Raw genomic sequence first — 17,962 nt, forward strand, 5'->3', positions numbered from 1 at the left:
ACTACTGTCACCATGTCGACAATCAAGAAGAGCAGGCGTGCCGTTCTCCTCGGCACGCTCGCCGCGCTCGCCCTGGGCGCCAGCGCCTGCGGCTCCTCGGGCGACAGCAACCCGCTCGGCGGGGGCTCGACCGCGGCGGCCTCCGGCGGGGGTGCCACGGCCGGCGGCGGCTCCGGGTCGACGGTGGTGATCGGCTCGGCGAACTTCCCGGAGAACGTCCTGCTCGGCTCGATCTACTCGCAGGCGCTCAAGGCCAAGGGCGTCAAGGTCGAGGAGAAGTTCAACATCGGCAGCCGCGAGGTGCTCTACGGTCAGCTGCAGAGCGGCAACCTGACCGTGCTGCCCGAGTACAACGGCGCGCTGCTCGCCTACCTGGACCCCAAGTCCACCGCCGTCACCACCCAGGACGTGAACGCGGCGCTGGCCAAGACGCTGCCGGCCTCGCTGGGGCTCCTGGACTCCTCGCCCGCCGAGGACAAGGACTCGCTCAGTGTCTCCCAGGAGACCGCCGACAAGTACGGCCTCAAGAGCATCTCCGACCTGGCCGCCAAGGCCGGCGAGTTCACCATCGGCGGCCCGCCGGAGTTCAAGTCCCGCCGCGAGCAGCAGTTCAAGGACGTCTACGGGCTGACCTTCAAGGAGTGGAAGCCCACCGCCGACACCACGGCCAACGCGCTCAAGGACGGCGGCATCCAGGTCGGCAACGTGTTCACCACCGACCCGAAGATCGTCCAGTACAAGCTCGTCCCGCTCTCCGACCCGAAGAACCTGTTCGGCGCGCAGAACGTCACCCCGCTGGTCAACAAGTCGGGCCTGGACGCCAACGCGACGGCGGCGCTCAACGCGGTGTCGGCCAAGCTCGACACGGCCGGGCTGACGGCGCTGATGAAGCGCGTCGCGATCGACAAGGAGGACCCGTCGACGGTGGCCAAGGACTGGCTGAAGTCCAACGGGCTCGGCTGACGCCCGGTCGCAGGGCGAACTGACCGGTACGACGAACTGACCGGCCTACGGCGAACGGCGGTGCGGAGGGACTCCCCTGCGGACCGCCGTTCGCCGTGTGCGTGGGGGCGTCGGGGCGATTTCCGGCCCGCCCGGGAGTCTGCGGGCGTCCGCAGGAGCCTTTCGGCGTCCCCAGGTGTCCCCAGGCGCCCTCGGTATCCCCAGGCGTCCCCAGAAGACCTTCCCTTCCGCGCCGCGGACATGACAGTGTGGCGCCATGCGCACTCGTCTCCTCGCCGCCACCCTCACGGCACTTGCCGCGGTGAGCCTCGCTGCCTGCTCCAGCTCGGGTTCGAGCACGAGCAGGAACGATTCCGCGGCCGGCTCCCCCACCGCCGCCACGCCTTCCGGCGCCGCGACCGCCTCGACCACCTCCGGGGCTCCGACCACTCCGGCCGCTCCGACCACTCCGGCGGCCCCGGCCAGCGCGACGCCCGAGGCCCCCGCGCCGTCCGGGCCCGGTGCGGACCCCTCGGCCCCGGCCAAGCCCGCGCCGCCCGCCGACGCCGGACTGCCGGCCAAGCCGGACGCGGATCTGAGCGGCAAACTGGTGGCCGCGCTGAACGCGATCGACCCGGCGATCGTCGCCGGCAAGCCCGACCAGGCGGTGGAGCAGGCCCGCGCGCAGTGCCAGTCGATCTACCAGTTCCCCAAGGACAAGGCGAAGCTGATCGACCTGGCCAACCAGCACTTCACCACGCCCGACCACCCGCAGGGCTTCGGACCGGACGCCGCCGCGAAGATCAACGACGCGCTGCGCGCCACGCTCTGCCCGCCGCCGCGCTGACCCCGGTCACGCCGATCGGCGTGCGTCGACCGCCATCGGCTTTGGCCGCCGATGCCTCGATCCGGATCGCAGCGCCCCCGAACCGCCCGGTGTCCTGAGCGCCGGGCAGCCATGGCCGCGCCCCGCCCGTCGGGTGCGCGGCCATCGGCGTTCCCGGCCACGGGCTCGCTCCCGCCGCCGCCCGACCGCCGCTCCCCACCCTTCGGCCGCCGGGGTCGTATGCTGACGAACTGTTAGGTCTCTTGACAGACCAGTGGTCTAGTCCAAACATAAGCATGTCGATCCGACCGGGATGCACTGTGGGGGTGTGACCACCGGCGGCTGAGGCATTGCCCTGCCCTGCTCCGCTCCACCCCCGCTCCGTACGGCGTGCACGCATTCACTCCGCCGCCCGCCTCCACGCGAGTCGGAGGGTTCCGCACGCCCCTGTGTCCGTTGCCCCATCCGGACCCGGGACCCGCGCGGCCGACCCCACACGGCCGCCGGCGTCCCGGCCCGCAGGACTCCCCAACATCCCGCCCCACCACGCCTGTTGGAGAATCAATGCGTCTTCGCAGAACCGTTCAGGCCGCACTGACGGCCTGCGCCACGTTGGCCGCCTCGGCCGGCCTCGTCGCCGCCGGAACCAGCGCCGCCCAGGCCGCGACCCCGCTCCCGAGCCGGGTCTTCGCCCCGTACTTCGAGTCCTGGACCGGCCAGAGCCCCGCCACGCTGGCCGCGCAGTCCGGTGCCAAGTACCTGACGATGGCCTTCCTCCAGGCCGCCACCAAGGGCTCCTGCACCCCGTACTGGAACGGCGACACCTCGAAGCCGGTCGCCTCCTCGACCTTCGGCGCCGACTTCAACACCATCCGCGCCAACGGCGGGGACGTGATCCCCTCCTTCGGTGGCTACACCGCCGACAACACCGGCACCGAGCTGGCCGACAGCTGCACCGACGTCAACCAGATCGCCGCTGCCTACCAGAACCTGATCACCACTTACGACATCAGCCGGATCGACCTCGACATCGAGGACAACTCGCTGACCAACACGGCCGGGATCGACCGCCGCAACAAGGCGATCAAGATCGTCGAGGACTGGGCCGCCGCCAACGGGCGCAACGTCCAGTTCTCGTACACCCTGCCGACCACCACCAGCGGGCTGGCCGACAGCGGCCTCGCGGTGCTGCGCAACGCGGTCAGCAACAACGCGCGGATCGACGTCGTCAACATGATGACCTTCGACTACTACGACGGCGCCACCCACGACATGGCGGCCGACACCCAGACCTCCGCGCAGGGCCTGTACAACCAGCTCGCCAAGCTCTACCCGTCCAAGACCCCGGCGCAGCTGTGGGGTTCGATCGGGATCACCGAGATGGTCGGCATCGACGACTACGGCGCGGCCGAGACCTTCACCGTGGCCAACGCGAACACCGTGTACAACTGGGCGGTGTCGAAGGGCATCAACACGCTGTCCTTCTGGGCGCTCCAGCGTGACAACGGCGGCTGCGTGGGCAAGGCCGGCGACGACACCTGCTCCGGCATCAGCCAGAACACCTGGGACTTCAGCCACATCTTCGCGCCGTTCACCAGCGGTTCGACGGTGACCAACGACTTCTCGGTCGCGGTGAACCCGAGCTCCGGCACTGTCACCGCCGGTTCGTCGACCTCGGCGGCCATCGCGACGTCGGTGACGGCGGGTTCGGCGCAGAGCGTCAACCTGTCGGTCAGCGGCGCCCCGGCGGGCGTCACCGCCACGGTCACCCCCGGCAGCGTCACCGCCGGCGGCAGCGCCACCCTGAACATCTCCACCACCTCGGCGGTGGCGCCCGGGAGCTACCCGCTGACGGTCACCGGCAGCGCGGCCTCCGGCAGCCACACCGGCACCTTCACCCTGAACGTCACGGGCACCCAGCCCGGCAACGACTTCTCCGTCGCGGTGAACCCGAACTCCGGCACGGTGGCGGCCGGCTCGTCCGCTTCGGCGGCCATCGCCACGGCCGTGACGACCGGCTCCGCGCAGAGCGTCAACCTGTCGGTCAGCGGCGCCCCGGCGGGCGTCACCGCCACCGTCACCCCCGGCAGCGTCACCGCCGGCAGCGGCGCCACGCTGAACATCTCCACCACCTCGGCCGCCGCGGCGGGCACCTACCCGCTGACCGTGACCGCGACCGCGCCCTCCGGCACCCACACCGCGACCTACTCGCTGACGGTCACCGGCTCGACTCCGGCGACCGGCCTGGTCAACGGCGGCCTGGAGACCGGCAGCCTGGCCCCGTGGAACTGCCAGAGCGGTGGCGCCGTGGTGTCCACCCCGGTCCACTCCGGCTCCTACGCGCTGCAGGCCGCGGCGACCGCCAGCCAGACCGGCGAGTGCTCGCAGACCGTCACGCTGAAGCCCAACACCAGCTACACCCTGAGCGGCTGGGTGCAGGGCAACTACGCCTACGTCGGCGTCAGCGGCGGTGCCAACGCCAGCGGCTGGGCCAGCTCCTCCAGCTGGACCAAGGTGTCCGTCCCCTTCACCACCGACGCGACCGGCACCGTCACGGTGTACCTGCACGGCTGGTACGGGCAGGGCAACGTCTACGGTGACGACTTCTCGATCGCCTGAGGACGCTGGCGGGTGACCGGTGACAGATGACCGGTAACGAATAACAGATAACAGCTGACAGATTTCAACATCTGTCAGCTGTTATCTGTTTTCTGTCGGTTGTCGGCCGGTCGCCGGGGGTCGGGTGTTGGGTGTTGGGTGTTGGGTGGCGGTCGCCAGTCGCGGGTTGCCGGGTGTCGGTCGCCCGGGTGCTGAGGGCTGGGTGCCGGCTGTTGCCGGGCCGTCGGCCACCGGCCGTCAGACCATGGCCGCCCGCATCCGCGCCGGCCGGCACATCGTCACGTACGCGATCGTCGCCAGCACCCCGGACCCCAGGACCACGAGAGCCAGCAGCACCGCCGACGGCCGTCCGCCGAGGCTGCTGAGCGGCGCGACCACCGCGCCGCACAGGAAGTTGCCGGTGCCGAGCAGCGCCGACGCCGTCCCCGCGGCCTGCGGCTCGACCAGGCTCAGCGCCTGTGCCGACGTGTTCGGCAGCAGCACTCCGAGGCTGCCCATCATCACGAACAGCGGCGGGCAGAACCCGGCCAGCCCGAAGTCCCACACCGTGGTCAGCAGCACCAGCGCCACTCCCGCCGCGACCACCGTCGCGAGCCCGCCCAGCATCAGCGCCCGCGCCGAGTAGCGCGGCGCCAGCAGCCGCCCGTTCACCTGCGTCATCACCACGATGGCGACCGAGTTCAGCCCGAACAGCAGACTGTAGGTCTGCGGCGAGACCTGGTACACGTGCTGCAGCACCGTCGACGACCCGCTGATGTAGCCGAACAGCGCGCCGAAGGCCAGCGAGCTGGTCAGCGCCAGCCCCAGGAACGGCAGGTCGCGCAGCAACCGGCCCATGGTGCGCAGCGCGGAGCCCACCCCGCCACCGTTCCGGCCCTGCGACGGCAGGGTCTCGCGCAGCGCGCCGAAAGCGGCCAGCGTGAGCAGCAGGCCGAGCGCCGTCAGCGCGCCGAAGGTGCCGCGCCAGGAGGTGACCCGCAGCAGCTGCGCGCCGATGATCGGGGCGAGGATCGGCGCCAGCCCGGATATCAGCGCGATCGAGGCGAGGAAGCGCAGCAGCGCGACGCCCTGGAAGCGGTCCCTGGCGACGGCCCGCCCGATGACCAGCCCCGCCGATCCGGCCGCGCCCTGGATGAAGCGGGCGACGATCAGCACCGACAGGTTCGGCGCGATCACGCACACCACGCTGGACAGGGTGTAGGCGACCATCCCCACGAGCAGCGGCAGGCGGCGTCCGTAGCGGTCGCTGAGCGGTCCGAAGAGCAGCTGCCCGGCCGCGACCCCGAACATCGAGAAGGTGAGGGTGAGCTGAACGGCCGCCGGTTCGGCGACCAGGTCGTCCGCGATCGCGGGAAGGCCGGGGAGGTAGAGGTCGGTGGTGAGCGGGCCGAGGGCGGTGAGGCCGCCGAGCACCGCGATCACGGCCCGGCCGGTACCGGCCCGACCGCTGGAGGATTCCGAACCGGATGACGGGCCGGGTGACGGGTCGGAGGACGGGCCGGACGACGGCTCGGGCGAGGAGGCGGACGAGAGATCGGCGGCGGAGTCGGACGGGGCGGCGGACGGGGTGGCGGGTGAGGTCGACGTGGCGTCGGCGGGACCGACGGTCGGGCCGGGCATGGGTCTCCTAACGGGCGCGATGACGTGGGGTTCGTTGGTGGTCCGTCCTATCGCAGCCCGGCCAGGTCGTCGTCGGCAGGGGTGCGTCCGGGCGGACCCGCCCACCGGCCGGTCACAGCACGCGCACGACGACGGCCCGTCCGCACCTTCCGGTGCCCGACGGGCCGCTTCGTTCCCTGGTCAGGACGGCTGATCCGTGATCAGCACCCTCAGCGCTTGGCGACGTGTTCGGCTCGAAGGGCCGCCTGCAGCGTCGCGCCGTCCTGCCACGCGTAGAGCTGGTTGCCGGTGAGTGTCACATTGTAGTGCCCGCAGCTGCCCGTCGCCTTGGTCGCGATGCTCTCCGGGAACCAGCCGGCCTTGAGCGAGACCGGGACCGGAACCGGGTGCGGGCCCTTGCCCGGCAGCCCGGTGGTGCAGCCGGCGGGCAGCCGCCCCTCGCGGAGGGTGGCGCGCAGCAGGCGGTCGTCGCCCTTGGTGGACATCAGGTACTTCACCGAGGAGGCGTCATCGGGCAGCCAGGCGGGCATCGACCGGCCGTCGGCCTTCGCCTGGGAGCCCGTCTCGTAGGAGGTCTGCCGCTGGTGGCGCCCGTCGTACCACTCGGACACCCGCGGGCCTATTGCCACGGCGGCCACGGCGACGGCCATGCCGGTGCCCGCGACTCCCAGCGCGACCTTGCTCACGATGCCCTTCATGCCCGACTGCCCTCTCTGTGGCCGTTGTCTATTCGTCCGTTGCCAGTGCGTCCGTTGCCGGTGCGTCCGCTGCCCGCGCGTCCGTCGCCGGTCCGCCCGAGGCCCGTCCGGGCGGAACGGTCCGCCGTTCGGGTGTACCTATCGTGGCCCGGGTCACCCCGTCGGAACGTCACCACGAGGTCGCGAGCTTGCATCCATCCCACGGGGTAGCGTCTCCACCTTCAGGCGTATGTCCGGCGGCCCGGTCCGGGGATACGTGCCGTTCCGGAGCTCCGGTCGCCGCTCACGCTCAAGTTCTGCCCGCCCCCGATCGAGCGTGACCCCGGGGCGGCCCCGCCGCAGCCCGGCGTGCTGCATCCGATGGCATCGGTGCTGCTGAAACGGTGACAGGGCCCGGACCGGGGGCGGGCGGGAGACGGCGTCAGACCGCGACGGGCACCGGCCGGGCGACCGGGAAGGGCCGGCCGTCGAGGGTCCAGTGCGGGTCGATCGGGCGCAGCAGGGAGGCGTACACCTGGGCGGCGACGTCGGGGTGGCGGATCTCGCCGGTGGGCGGGCCGGCCGGGATGTCGTGCCCGGCGCAGGCGACCCACGCGGTGCGCTCCTCGACGGTGCGGCCACCGTGGCCGCCGGCGTCGACGTGCCCGTGGTCGGTGACGACGATGACGGTCCACTGCTCCTCGGCGTAGCCCGCCCGGCCGCGGACGGCGCCGAGCAGGCGGCCGAGCCTCTCGTCGGCGGTGCGCATGGCGGCGCGGTACTCCTCGCCGCAGCCGAGGAAGTGGGCGGTCTCGTCCACGGCGCCGAGGTAGACGAAGGAGGCCTCGGGGTCGGCGCTGCCGAGGACGTGGACGGCCTCCCGGGTGACCTCCTCGTCGACGGCCTCCCAGGCCTCGGGCGTGTCCTCGGCGGGGGCCACGTAGGAGAGCCGCCCGGGGGCGCGGAAGAGCGGGCCGCCGGACTCGTTGATCATCAGCGGGTCCCAGCCGGCCGCGACGAAGGTGCGGCGGCGGTCGCCCCGGTTGAGGCGGGTGGCGAAGTCGGGGAAGACGTCGAGCCGGTTGCCGCCCAGGTGGTTGCCCCACACGCCGTGCTTGGCGGGCTCGACCCCGGTCACGATGGTCGCCCAGCACGGCCCGGACATGGTGGGCGTGGTGTCCGCGACGGTGACCGGCACCAGGAACCCGGCCTCGGCGACCTCCTGGAGGCGCGGCATCGGCACCTGCGCCAGGTAGTCGTGGCGGACTCCGTCGATCCCGACGACGAGTACGCGGGGGCGGGGCCACTGGGCTGCGGACATGGCGGGGCTTCCTTTCGGTCGTGCACATCCGGCCGCGCCCGCCGAGGGCGCCGCCGACCGCGCCATGCTTCACCGCCCGCCGTACCGTCCGGCGTCTGATCGGCGTCGGACGGTCGAACGGCAGGTGTCCGCAGGATGTCGGGAGGCCGCCGGGCGGCGGTCAGCCGGTCCTGCGGACGAACCGGCGGTCGGCCTCCGCGAGTTCGGCGACCGGTCCGGCGGCGCGCAGCACGACGTCGAGGACGCGTTCCGGGTCGGCGGCGTAGCAGTGCGCGAACCAGGGCAGGTTGGCCTCGACCACCGCCCAGTGCTCGGCCGGGTCGTACGGGTCGGCGAGCGGACCGACGTCCAGGGCGACGGCGCTGGGCAGGGTGTCGCCGACGGCGTCGAGCAGGCGGCGGGCGAAGGCCGTGGCCGCCTCGGTCAGCGGCGCCGGGTCGAGCCGGCCGAAGCGGGCGTACCGGCTGCCGGTGAGCACCTCGCCGTCGCACACGAACAGCCGGTACTCGGCGGCGAAGGTCACCGGGTCGCTGACCAGGACGGGCGTGTCGGGGCCGATCCGCTCTCCGGTGCGCGGCAGCCGGGAGCCGTCCGGGTAGACGGCGGGCGGGACCGACTTGTCGGCCGGGGGTTTGACGAAGGCCGGGTGGCGCAGCGTCCAGGCCTCGGCGAGGGTGGTGAGTTCGATCCGGCGGCGGGTGAACTCCTCGGGGAGGCGGGCGAGCCAGTCGTCCTCGGGTTCGAGCAGGGCGAGGCCGAGCGGCGCGGCGATCCCGGCGGCGGCGAGCGGCCCGCCGTACCAGTGGACGGGCCGCCCGGCGAGCCGTTCGACCGTTTCCGGGGCGTCGAGGACGGCGGTGGTGAGGCCGCGGCGCTCGGCCGCCTCGGCGAGCAGGACGGTGGTGCTGGTCCGCTGGGCGGAGGTCAGCAGGACCCGGTCCGGCTTCGGGACCCGGTCCGGCTTCGGGGCGCGGTGAGGCGCCGGGATGCGGCCCGGCGTCGTCCGGCCGCTCACGGCTGTGGCCGGAACTCGTGGACGACCTCGATCCGGCCGACGATGTGCCGGTTGAACTCCGCCAACTCCTCGGCCGGGACCCATAGTTCGAGGATCGTCCGGCCGCCGGCCCGCTGCACGGGGTAGCGCGCGAGGAAGGCCGTCTCGACCTCGAAGCGGGTGACGTAGCCGACGCCGGAGGCGGGCACGTTCCAGTCGCGGGCTATCCGGATCGCGTAGTCCTCGTTGAGGACGGGGTAGAAGATCGGCTGCTCGGGCAGCCGGGGCGGCCAGGCGCGCCAGTCTGCGGCCTCGACCAGCGCCAGCTCCTCGGGGCCGGTGGGGCGCCAGAGGGTGGTGGTCGGGGGCGTCCGGGTGCTCGGGCCGTTCATGGGAGGGACGGTAGCCGGGCCGTGGCGGGCCCGGCCACCGGTTTTACCTGCTCGAACGGGGTGGACGGCCCGTCAGCGGTAGGCGGACTCGCCGGTGATGGCCTCGCCGAGGACCAGCGTGTGGATCTCGCTGGTGCCCTCGTAGGTGAGCACCGACTCCAGGTTGTTGGCGTGCCGCAGCACCGGGTACTCGGTGGTGATGCCGTTGGCGCCGAGGATGGTGCGGGCGCTGCGGGCGATCTCCAGCGCGGTGCGGACGTTGTTGAGCTTGCCGAAGCTGATGTGCGGCGGCCGGACCGCGCCCTGCTCCTTGAGCCGGCCGATCCGCAGCGCCACCAGGTACGCCTTCTCGACCTCCAGCATCATCTCGACCAGCTTCTGCTGGGTGAGCTGGAAGCCCGCGATCGGGCGGTCGAACTGGATCCGGCTCTTGGCGTAGTCGAGGGCGGCGGTGTAGCAGTCGCGGGCGGCGCCGACGGTGCCCCAGAGGATGCCGTAGCGGGCCTCGTTGAGGGAGGAGAGCGGTCCGCGCAGACCGGTGACCCCGGGCAGGACGGCGTCGGCGGGCAGGACCACCTCGTCGAAGGAGAGCTCGCTGGTGACGGAGGCGCGCAGGGAGAGCTTGCCGTGGACGTCGGTCGCGGTCAGGCCGCGGGCACCGCGCTCGACCAGGAAGCCGCGCACGCCCTCCTCGGTCTGCGCCCAGACCACGGCGACGTCCGCGATGCTGCCGTTGGTGATCCACATCTTGCTGCCGGACAGCACCCAGTCGCCGTTCCCGCCGCCCTTCCGGACCGCCCGGGTGCGCATGTTGGCCGGGTCCGAGCCGAAGTCGGGCTCGGTGAGGCCGAAGCAGCCGATCAGTTCACCGGCCGCCATGCCGGGCAGCCAGCGCTGCTTCTGCTCCTCGGAGCCGAAGGCGTGGATCGAGCGCATCGCGAGCGAGCCCTGGACGGAGACGAAGCTGCGCAGACCGGAGTCGGCCGCCTCCAGCTCCATGCAGGCCACCCCGTACGCCACGGCGCCCGCGCCCGCGCAGCCGTAGCCGTCGAGGTGCATGCCGAGCAGGCCGAGGGCCCCGAGCTCGGGGGCCAGCTCCCGGGCCGGGAAGACGCCGCGCTCGAACCAGTCGCCGAGATGCGGGCGGATCCGTTCCTCGGTGAACTTCCGGACGGTGTCGCGGATCAACCGCTCCTCGTCGGAGAGGAGGTCGCCGACGGCGAGCAGGTCGGCCGGGTCGATCCGGGTCGGCTTCGTCATGGAAGCTCCTTGTGGTCTCGGCGGAACACCGGCGAGTATTCCGCAACCGGGCGGACGGCTGGCAGGGCGCGAACGAGTGAGGAAGGCGACACGTCCAGCGGCGAGTACGTGGTCGGCGAGCTGACGGCCGAGGAGCTGGGCGGCGCGGCGGAGGGGCAACGGACAGCGCGCACGGAACTGACGGAACCGGGAGAACTGGCGGAACCGGGAGAGGGGACGGGACCGTCGGAACCGACGGAACCGGGAGGGCTGGCGGAGCCGGCGGGACGGAAGGAGCGGGGCATGGCGCGCTGGGCGCTGGTCGTCGAGGAGACGGTTGGTCTGGACAAGAACCGGACCTGGGGCAGCAAGGTACTCGGCGAGGTCGAGGGCACCCGGGAGGAGGCCGTCGAGGAGCTGCGGCGGCTCGTCCCGTCGTTCACCCCGCAGCACCCGTTCAACATCCGGCGGCGGACGCTGCTCCGGGACGGGGACACCTACCTGCTGATTGCTCAGGGGAGCATGCGCGACTACCACTGCGTGTTCAAGGTGTGGGAGTTGCTGTGGGACAGCACGCGGCCTGAGGTGCAGGCGGAGCGGCTGACGGAGGACTGAGGTATCGCGGAGCGGGGCGACAGCGAACAGAAGACAGCTGACAGATTTCGAAATCTGTCAGCTGTCTTCTGTTCGCCGTCAGCTGTCAGCTGTCAGCTGTCAGCTGCCGACGGTCAGCCGCCGACCGTCATCCGCCCGCCCGACGTCACCCCACCCCGCACAGCCGCAGCACCGCCGTCGTCGCCGCGCCCGCGACGACCACCGCCGGGAACGGTGCCCGACGCCAGGCGAGCACCCCCGCGACCAGTACGCCCGCCGGGCGGGCCCAGCCCGCGAAGCCGTGCCCCTGGGTCAGCGCACCGGTCGCCACCAGCGCGACCAGCAGGACCGCCGCCGCGACGGCCAGCAGGTGCCGCAACCGCTCCGAGAGCGCGAGCCGGTGCCCGAGCAGCGGCCCGGCGATGCGGTAGGCGTACGTCCCGGCGGCCAGCAGCAGGATGGCGTACAGCGGCATCATCGGACTTCCTCCTTCACGGCCGCCGCGACGGCCTCCGGCTCTCTCGACCCCTCCGACTCCTCTGCCCCCTCCGCCCCCTCCGGCCCGCCCGCAGCCGCCGGCCTCCCGGCGAACAGCAGCCCGACCAGGGCCAGCAGCACCGGCAGCCCGGCCGGCACGTACGGCGTGGCCGCGACGGCCACGACGGCGCCCACCAGGGCGGCCGTACGGGTCCGGCGGTCCACCAGGGAGGGCAGGACGAGCGCGAGCAGAACCGCCGGGAAGGCCGCGTCCAGGCCCAGCGCGTCGGTGTTCCCGATCAGCCCGCCCGCGAGCGCTCCGAGCAGCACCGCGACGTTCCACACCACGAACAGCCCGATCCCGCAAACCCAGAACGCCGCCCGGCGCCGCTGCGGCCGGTCCTGTTGCAGCACGAAGGCGGCCGACTCGTCGGTGATCAGCTGGGCACCCAGCAGACGCCGCCACCACGGGCCCTGGAGCACGTCGGCGACGGTGAACCCGAACGGCAGCAGCCGGGCGTTGAGCACCAGACCGGTGACGACGGCGGCGAGCGCGCCACCGCCGGACAGCACCACGCCGACGGCGGCGAACTGCGAGCCGCCGGCGAACACGAGGACGGAGAGGACGATCGGCACCCAGAGGGGCAGGCCGCCGGAGACGCTGATCGCGCCGAAGGAGGCGCCGACGAGGGCGTCGGCGAGGCAGACCAGAGCGATGTCACGGACAGTGGCATGTTCCAGTGTTCGGAGCAGCGAACGCATGTCCATCAGAGTGAACCGGCTACCCGCGGTTCGTCAAGCCGAACGATTGGACCGATAGAGCGAACGAACATCATCACGCGCGGCCGTGGCAGCATGAACGGCACCGGACGGTACGAGTCGGAGGCCGGCCGCGAACCGGCGACGAACCACGTACCGGAGGACCCAGGGGAACCAGGAGGAAGCCCGAGTGGCGAGCATGAGTGACCGGACCACCCCGCCCACGGGCGCCAACGGCTCCGGCGCGGAGCTGATCGGCCAGATCGCCGCCTCCATCCGGCGCGAGCGCGAGCGCAGCGGGCTGTCGATGGCCGAGCTGGCCCGGCGTGCGGGGATCGCCAAGTCGACGCTCTCGCAGCTGGAATCGGGCGCCGGCAACCCCAGCGTGGAGACGCTCTGGGCGCTCGGGGTCGCACTGAACGTGCCGTTCAGTCGCCTGGTCGACCCGCCGCGCCCGACGGTCAAGGTGCTCCGGGCCGGAGAGGGCCCGGTGACCCACTCCGAGCAGGCCAACTACGCGGCCACCGTACTCTCCTCCTGCCCGCCGAACGCCCGGCGCGACATCTACCGGATCGAGGCCCAGCCGGGCGAGACCAGGGCCTCGGACCCGCACATGCCCGGCACCGTCGAGCACGTGATGATCGGGTCGGGTCGGGCCCTGGTCGGTCCGGCCCAGGAGCCGGTCGAGCTGGGCCCGGGCGACTACATCAGCTACCCGGGCGACGCCCCGCACGTGTTCCGCGCCCTGGCCCCGGACACCCTCGCGGTGATCGTGATGGAACACATCTGACGCGCATCCGATCGCCTGCCGGGCTGGACGGCCTACTTCAACAGGCCGTCCAGGAAGGGGTTCCCGAACACCCGGTGCGGGTCGTACCGGTCCAGGACGGCGATCGCCTCGTCCCAGCCGGGTCCGCCGCCGGCGCGCAGGCTGTCCGGGATCACCCGGCCGAGCAGGTCCGGGTCGGACCAGGCCGCGTCTGCGGTGTAGGCCCAGCCCTTGGACCACTCGACCCGCAGGCCCGCCCGGGTGCCGTCGAAGGTGCGCAGCAGCCACTGCTCCAGGTCGCGGGCGAAGCGCTCCAGGCCTGGGGTGCCGGGGAAGGCGAGGACGTCCAGCCACACGGCGGTGTCCCACTCCGGCCGGTCGGCCCGGGGGCGCAGCGCGGAGAGCAGCGGGGGCCGGGCACCGGGGACGCCGGAGTAGGAGGGGTCATCCAGGCCGGTGACCCGGATCTCCACCGCACCGTTCACCGGGAACTCGCCCCGGGCCTGGTACTCGGCGAGCAACTGCCGGTAGTAGGCGGCGAATTCGCTGACCACCCACTGGAGGTCGGAACGCTTGGCCAGGATCGCGTAGCCGTTGGCGGTGACCCGCAGCGTGGTGGGCCGGACGTACTGCAGCAGGGCGCGCGAGGGCCCCCAGAGGTCGGAGCGCAGGCCGCCGGCGAGCAGGTGGGTGATCAGGTCGCCGCTGAGCAGTTCGCGCAGCAGCCCGCCGGAGAGCAGGACGTCGGTGAGGTCGCCGGTCAGCGCCACCTTGGCGACGATGTACTGGAGTTGGCCGAACAGCGGGGCCGATCCCCAGGCACCGGTGACGATTTGGCCGACCAGTCGGGCGACCGGTTCCGGAATGCTGTCCGAGAAGGGGTAGTTGTAGGGCTGGTCGACGGCCCTGGACGCGAGCGGCTTGGTCGGGGTGACGCTCCAGGTCTTGAGCCACGGGTACTCGGTGTAGGCGAACCAGATCGCCTCGACCCGGCCGTCGCGCTCGACGAAGTCGGCGAGGGTGCGCGGGCCTCCTCCACCCAGCAGTCCGCCGAGCAGTCCACCGAGAAGCCCGCCGCCGTCCGTACCGCTCCCGGGGCGGGCGAACAGCTCGCTGGCCGGAATGTCGAGCCTGCTGACGCAGCGCAGCGAGTGGTCGGCGCCGGCCCGCAGGACGACCTCGGTGAGGAACGCGCGGCCCAGGTGCACCAGGAAGGCGGCGCTGTCGGCCTCGGCGCGGTCGAAGGTGCGCAGCGCGTAGCGGCCGGTGGCCGGGTCGAGGACGACGGCGGTGAGCCGGACCACCTGGTTGCTGACCGAGCCGTAGCCGTGCCCGTCCGGCCGCAGCTCGCCGGCGGCGGGGGCGGCGGTGCCGTGGCCGCCGATGGCGAGCGCTCCGCCGACGGTGAGGTCGCCGGGCGCCGGGCAGGCGGTGAGTCCGAGGCCCCGGTCGCCCAGGTGGGCGAGCAGCGCCTCCATGCTCGCGCCGGTCTGCACCCGGACGGTGGTGGGCGAGTCCGCGGCGATGGCGGTGAGGTGGCGGCTGGTGTCCACCAGCAGGACGCGGGCGCTCTCCGGGGTCCCGTTGGCGACGGTGAGCGGCGCCCAGGTGTGCCGGTAGCCGGTGGCGCGCAGGCGCCAGCCGTTGGCGTGCGCCCAGTCGGCGAGGGCCGGAACCTCCTCGGGGGTGCGGGGCGCGGAGGTCCACAGCTGGTCGGTGCGGATCTCGCCGGACCAGTTCTCGAAGACCCGCTGGTAGAGCTCGGTGCCCGCGGGCAGGCCGGGCGGTACGGGTGTGGCGGCCGCGGCGCTGTCCGGGCCGACGGTGCCGCGCAGCAGCCAGGCCGCACCGCCGAGCGCCGCCGACGCGCCGAGCAGCCGCCGCCTGGTCAGGCCGCGCTCCCCGCCGTGTCCCTGGCCGCCCTCCCCGCCGTCCGTTCCGCCGTCCGTTCCCCCGTTCACGCCGTTCACGCCGTTCACGCCGTGCCCTGTCGTCATCCGGTCCGCCCCCTGCGCTGGTACCCCCGGGCCGGGCTGCGGCGTTCCGAGGCGGGCCGGTGTCCCCCCGACCTGGTCAGGAGCGTACGAAGCGCCGTACGGCCGTTTGAAGCGATCCGGCCGAGATCTCACTCCTTCGAGTGATCAAGGCCCGAACGGCTGCGAACAGCGCCCGGGGGCTGAACTCCGACGCCTCGGCAGTCCTGCCCGCGGGCTCCGGCGGTCGTCTCACGGCGAACGACCGCGGACGGCGAGGGGCGACGGCGGCATCGGCGCTGGTCGCGTGCCCGGTCATGCGCCCGCCCTCGGCCGTTGCCCGGCTCATCGGCGAACGCATAGGTTGATCTTGACCACCCGCCCTCACCCGCCCTCACCCGCCGGAGGCTCCGCCGTGCCCTCGTCCGCCCCGCTGACCGTCACCGTGGCCCAGCCCGCCTGCGCCGCCCCCGGCCGCCCGGACACCCTGGCCGTCAACGTCGAGCGGCACGCCGAGGCCGTCCGCGCGGCTGGGACCCGGTTGGTGGTCTTCCCCGAGCTCTCGCTGACCGGCTACGACCTGGCCGCCCCCGCCGTCGACCCGGCGGACGACCGACTCGCCCCGCTGGTCGCGGCCTGCGCCGCCACCGGTGCCGTCGCCCTGGTCGGCGCACCGGTCGTGGAGGCGGACGGGAGCGAGTCCATCGCCACCCTGGCGGTGACCGGCGAAGGCGCCAAGGCCGTGTACCGCAAGATGCGGCTGCACGGCCCGGAGTCCGACCGGTTCACCCCGGGCCAGAAGCCCGTCGTCCTGGAGCTGGACGGTCTGCGGCTCGGCCTCGCGATCTGCGCGGACGCCGCCGACCCGTCGCACGCCGAGGAGACCGCCGCGCTCGGCATCGACGCCTACGTCGCCTCCACCCTGTACGGCCCGGGGGCGGCCCAGGCCGAGCGCCGGGACGGCCACCTGCGGGAGCGGACCACCGTACACGGGGTCTGGGGCGTGCTCTCCACCTGCGCCGGGGCCAGTGGCGAGTTCCCGGAGACCTCGGGCGGCTCCGGCCTCTGGTCCCCGGTCGGCGAGCCGGTGGCCCAGGCCGGCACCGAGCCGGGCGAACTGGTCCGCGGCGGGCTGGTCCGCGGCGAGCTGCCCCGGCCGTAGCGCGGAGGTCGCGGGCCCGGGCGGAAATACCCGGGGCCCGTGCGCGGCTGTCGTGATCGTAAGACCCGGAACCGGGCCGAGAGGGCCCGTACAGGAGGTGCAGCGCGCGATGGCCGATGTGCAGGAGAAGGCTCAGGACGACTCGCAGGAGTACCGGATCGAGCACGACTCGATGGGCGAGGTACGGGTGCCCGCCGCCGCGAAGTGGCAGGCGCAGACGCAGCGGGCGGTGGAGAACTTCCCGGTGTCCGGCCAGCGGCTGGAGCGCGCGCACATCGCCGCTCTGGCCCGGATCAAGGCGGCCGCGGCCCGGGTGAACGCCCGCCTCGGGGTCCTGGACGAGGAGACGGCGGAGGCGATCGCGGCGGCGGCCGAGGAGGTCGCGGAGGGTCGCTGGGACGACCAGTTCCCGGTGGACGTGTTCCAGACCGGCTCGGGCACCTCGTCCAACATGAACACCAACGAGGTGATCGCGACCCTGGCCGGTGAGCGGCTGGGCCGCCCCGTCCACCCGAACGACCAGGTGAACGCCAGCCAGTCGTCCAACGACGTGTTCCCGTCCTCGATCCACATCGCCGCCACCGCCGCCGTCACGCACGACCTGGTCCCGGCGCTGGAGCACCTGGCGGAGGCCCTGGAGCGCAAGGCCGCCGAGTTCGCGCAGGTCGTGAAGTCGGGCCGCACGCACCTGATGGACGCCACGCCCGTCACCCTCGGCCAGGAGTTCGGCGGCTACGCGGCCCAGGTGCGGCACGGGCGGGAGCGGCTGCTGGCCACGCTCCCCCGGGTGGCCGAACTGCCGCTCGGCGGAACGGCGGTGGGCACCGGCATCAACACCCCGCCCGGCTTCCCCGGAGCGGTCATCGCGGAGGTGGCCCGCACCACCGGGCTGCCGCTGACGGAGGCCCGGAACCACTTCGAGGCGCAGGGCGCGCGGGACTCGCTGGTCGAACTGAGCGGCCAACTTCGCACCGTCGCGGTCGGGTTCACGAAGATCGCGAACGACCTGCGGTGGATGGGGTCCGGCCCCCGCACCGGCCTCGGCGAGATCAACCTTCCGGACCTGCAACCCGGTTCGTCCATCATGCCGGGCAAGGTGAACCCGGTGCTGCCCGAAGTGGTGCTGATGGTCGCCGCCCAGGTGGTCGGCAACGACGCGACGGTGACGCTGGCCGGCGCGAGCGGCAACTTCGAGCTGAACGTGATGCTCCCGGTGATCGCCCGCAACGTGCTGGAGTCGGTGCGGCTGCTGGCCAACAGCGCCCGGCTGCTGGCGGACCGGACGGTGGACGGCATCACCGCCAACGTCGAACGGGCCCGCGAGTACGCGGAGTCCTCGCCCTCGGTGGTGACGCCGCTGAACCGGTACATCGGGTACGAGGAGGCGGCGAAGGTCGCCAAGCAGGCACTGGCGGAGCGGAAGACGATCCGTCAGGTGGTGCTGGAGCGCGGGTACGTCGAGCAGGGCAGGCTCACCGAGGCGCAGCTGGACGAGGCGCTGGACGTGCTGCGGATGACGCACCCGTAGCGGACTCGGACGGCCGTCGGGCGCACGCCGGGTGTGCGTCCGACGCCGTCGGACACGTACCCGACGCCGC

Annotated in this window: 16 protein-coding genes; 7 read left to right on the forward strand and 9 right to left on the reverse strand. The window is 72.9% G+C overall.

Features of this window, described 5'->3' with window-relative positions:
- Positions 1-12 precede the first annotated feature (12 nt).
- The 3 genes from RZ50_RS26280 to RZ50_RS26290 all read left to right on the forward strand — a co-directional run bounded on the left by RZ50_RS26280 (position 13) and on the right by RZ50_RS26290 (position 4,387).
- Complete coding sequence (locus RZ50_RS26280) at positions 13-963, forward strand: ABC transporter substrate-binding protein (RefSeq protein WP_196949765.1); 951 nt, start codon at positions 13-15, stop codon at positions 961-963.
- Between the two features lie 256 nt (positions 964-1,219).
- The gene (locus tag RZ50_RS26285) at positions 1,220-1,789 is read left to right on the forward strand and encodes a hypothetical protein (protein WP_196949766.1); all 570 of its coding nucleotides are present in this window, start codon (positions 1,220-1,222) and stop codon (positions 1,787-1,789) included.
- A gap of 543 nt (positions 1,790-2,332) precedes the next feature.
- Positions 2,333-4,387 carry a glycosyl hydrolase family 18 protein gene (locus RZ50_RS26290; protein WP_196949767.1) on the forward strand — a complete coding sequence of 685 codons (2,055 nt, stop codon included), beginning with the start codon at positions 2,333-2,335 and terminating at the stop codon, positions 4,385-4,387.
- A 237-nt stretch (positions 4,388-4,624) separates the two neighbouring features.
- On the opposite strand, the gene RZ50_RS26295 is transcribed toward RZ50_RS26290, so the two are convergent.
- The 6 genes from RZ50_RS26295 to RZ50_RS26320 form a co-directional block, all read right to left on the reverse strand.
- Complete coding sequence (locus RZ50_RS26295) at positions 4,625-6,007, reverse strand: multidrug effflux MFS transporter (protein WP_196949768.1); 1,383 nt, start codon at positions 6,005-6,007, stop codon at positions 4,625-4,627.
- A 209-nt stretch (positions 6,008-6,216) separates the two neighbouring features.
- The gene (locus RZ50_RS26300) at positions 6,217-6,705 is read right to left on the reverse strand and encodes a hypothetical protein (RefSeq protein ID WP_196949769.1); all 489 of its coding nucleotides are present in this window, start codon (positions 6,703-6,705) and stop codon (positions 6,217-6,219) included.
- A 421-nt stretch (positions 6,706-7,126) separates the two neighbouring features.
- A complete protein-coding gene (locus RZ50_RS26305) occupies positions 7,127-8,005 on the reverse strand; it encodes an alkaline phosphatase family protein (RefSeq protein ID WP_196949770.1) in 879 nt (292 codons plus the stop codon).
- Between the two features lie 160 nt (positions 8,006-8,165).
- The gene (locus tag RZ50_RS26310) at positions 8,166-8,936 is read right to left on the reverse strand and encodes an ATP-grasp domain-containing protein (RefSeq protein WP_254803281.1); all 771 of its coding nucleotides are present in this window, start codon (positions 8,934-8,936) and stop codon (positions 8,166-8,168) included.
- An 80-nt stretch (positions 8,937-9,016) separates the two neighbouring features.
- Complete coding sequence (locus RZ50_RS26315) at positions 9,017-9,391, reverse strand: ADP-ribosylation/crystallin J1 (RefSeq protein ID WP_196949772.1); 375 nt, start codon at positions 9,389-9,391, stop codon at positions 9,017-9,019.
- Positions 9,392-9,463: 72 nt separating this feature from the next.
- Positions 9,464-10,651, reverse strand: coding sequence for an acyl-CoA dehydrogenase family protein (locus RZ50_RS26320; RefSeq protein ID WP_196949773.1), 1,188 nt, complete (start codon positions 10,649-10,651; stop codon positions 9,464-9,466).
- Between the two features lie 282 nt (positions 10,652-10,933).
- On the opposite strand from RZ50_RS26320, the gene RZ50_RS26325 reads away from it, so the two are divergent.
- A complete protein-coding gene (locus RZ50_RS26325; protein WP_196949774.1) occupies positions 10,934-11,245 on the forward strand; it encodes a hypothetical protein in 312 nt (103 codons plus the stop codon).
- Positions 11,246-11,390: 145 nt separating this feature from the next.
- Here the strand turns inward: RZ50_RS26325 and RZ50_RS26330 are convergent, their stop codons facing one another.
- Positions 11,391-11,699: an AzlD domain-containing protein gene (locus RZ50_RS26330; RefSeq protein ID WP_196949793.1), complete on the reverse strand. Its 309-nt coding sequence runs from the start codon at positions 11,697-11,699 to the stop codon at positions 11,391-11,393.
- Positions 11,699-12,463: an AzlC family ABC transporter permease gene (locus tag RZ50_RS26335; RefSeq protein ID WP_196949775.1), complete on the reverse strand. Its 765-nt coding sequence runs from the start codon at positions 12,461-12,463 to the stop codon at positions 11,699-11,701. The genes RZ50_RS26330 and RZ50_RS26335 overlap by 1 nt, the downstream gene beginning before the upstream one ends.
- A 196-nt stretch (positions 12,464-12,659) precedes the next feature.
- Between RZ50_RS26335 and RZ50_RS26340 the strand changes: the two genes are divergently transcribed.
- Positions 12,660-13,250 (forward strand): helix-turn-helix domain-containing protein, encoded by a 591-nt coding sequence (locus RZ50_RS26340; RefSeq protein WP_196949794.1) that lies wholly within the window; start codon positions 12,660-12,662, stop codon positions 13,248-13,250.
- Between the two features lie 32 nt (positions 13,251-13,282).
- Here RZ50_RS26340 and RZ50_RS26345 read toward each other — a convergent pair whose 3' ends face one another.
- Positions 13,283-15,226, reverse strand: coding sequence for a cholesterol oxidase substrate-binding domain-containing protein (locus RZ50_RS26345; protein WP_196949776.1), 1,944 nt, complete (start codon positions 15,224-15,226; stop codon positions 13,283-13,285).
- Positions 15,227-15,617: 391 nt separating this feature from the next.
- On the opposite strand from RZ50_RS26345, the gene RZ50_RS26350 reads away from it, so the two are divergent.
- Both RZ50_RS26350 and RZ50_RS26355 read left to right on the forward strand, forming a co-directional pair.
- Positions 15,618-16,364: a carbon-nitrogen hydrolase family protein gene (locus RZ50_RS26350; protein WP_196949777.1), complete on the forward strand. Its 747-nt coding sequence runs from the start codon at positions 15,618-15,620 to the stop codon at positions 16,362-16,364.
- A 109-nt stretch (positions 16,365-16,473) separates the two neighbouring features.
- Positions 16,474-17,892, forward strand: coding sequence for an aspartate ammonia-lyase (locus RZ50_RS26355; protein ID WP_196949778.1), 1,419 nt, complete (start codon positions 16,474-16,476; stop codon positions 17,890-17,892).
- Positions 17,893-17,962: the final 70 nt, after the last annotated feature.

It is taken from the genome of Kitasatospora sp. SUK 42 (genome assembly GCF_015776785.2).
Lineage (GTDB): Bacteria > Actinomycetota > Actinomycetes > Streptomycetales > Streptomycetaceae > Kitasatospora.

Coding starts and splice junctions, on each gene's coding strand:
- RZ50_RS26280 (WP_196949765.1), top strand. CDS start 13: ATGTCGACAATCAAGAAGAGCAGGCGTGCCGTTCTCCTCGGCACGCTC.
- RZ50_RS26285 (WP_196949766.1), top strand. CDS start 1,220: ATGCGCACTCGTCTCCTCGCCGCCACCCTCACGGCACTTGCCGCGGTG.
- RZ50_RS26290 (WP_196949767.1), top strand. CDS start 2,333: ATGCGTCTTCGCAGAACCGTTCAGGCCGCACTGACGGCCTGCGCCACG.
- RZ50_RS26295 (WP_196949768.1), bottom strand. CDS start 6,007: ATGCCCGGCCCGACCGTCGGTCCCGCCGACGCCACGTCGACCTCACCC.
- RZ50_RS26300 (WP_196949769.1), bottom strand. CDS start 6,705: ATGAAGGGCATCGTGAGCAAGGTCGCGCTGGGAGTCGCGGGCACCGGC.
- RZ50_RS26305 (WP_196949770.1), bottom strand. CDS start 8,005: ATGTCCGCAGCCCAGTGGCCCCGCCCCCGCGTACTCGTCGTCGGGATC.
- RZ50_RS26315 (WP_196949772.1), bottom strand. CDS start 9,391: ATGAACGGCCCGAGCACCCGGACGCCCCCGACCACCACCCTCTGGCGC.
- RZ50_RS26320 (WP_196949773.1), bottom strand. CDS start 10,651: ATGACGAAGCCGACCCGGATCGACCCGGCCGACCTGCTCGCCGTCGGC.
- RZ50_RS26325 (WP_196949774.1), top strand. CDS start 10,934: ATGGCGCGCTGGGCGCTGGTCGTCGAGGAGACGGTTGGTCTGGACAAG.
- RZ50_RS26330 (WP_196949793.1), bottom strand. CDS start 11,699: ATGCCGCTGTACGCCATCCTGCTGCTGGCCGCCGGGACGTACGCCTAC.
- RZ50_RS26335 (WP_196949775.1), bottom strand. CDS start 12,463: ATGCGTTCGCTGCTCCGAACACTGGAACATGCCACTGTCCGTGACATC.
- RZ50_RS26340 (WP_196949794.1), top strand. CDS start 12,660: ATGAGTGACCGGACCACCCCGCCCACGGGCGCCAACGGCTCCGGCGCG.
- RZ50_RS26345 (WP_196949776.1), bottom strand. CDS start 15,226: ATGACGACAGGGCACGGCGTGAACGGCGTGAACGGCGTGAACGGGGGA.
- RZ50_RS26355 (WP_196949778.1), top strand. CDS start 16,474: ATGGCCGATGTGCAGGAGAAGGCTCAGGACGACTCGCAGGAGTACCGG.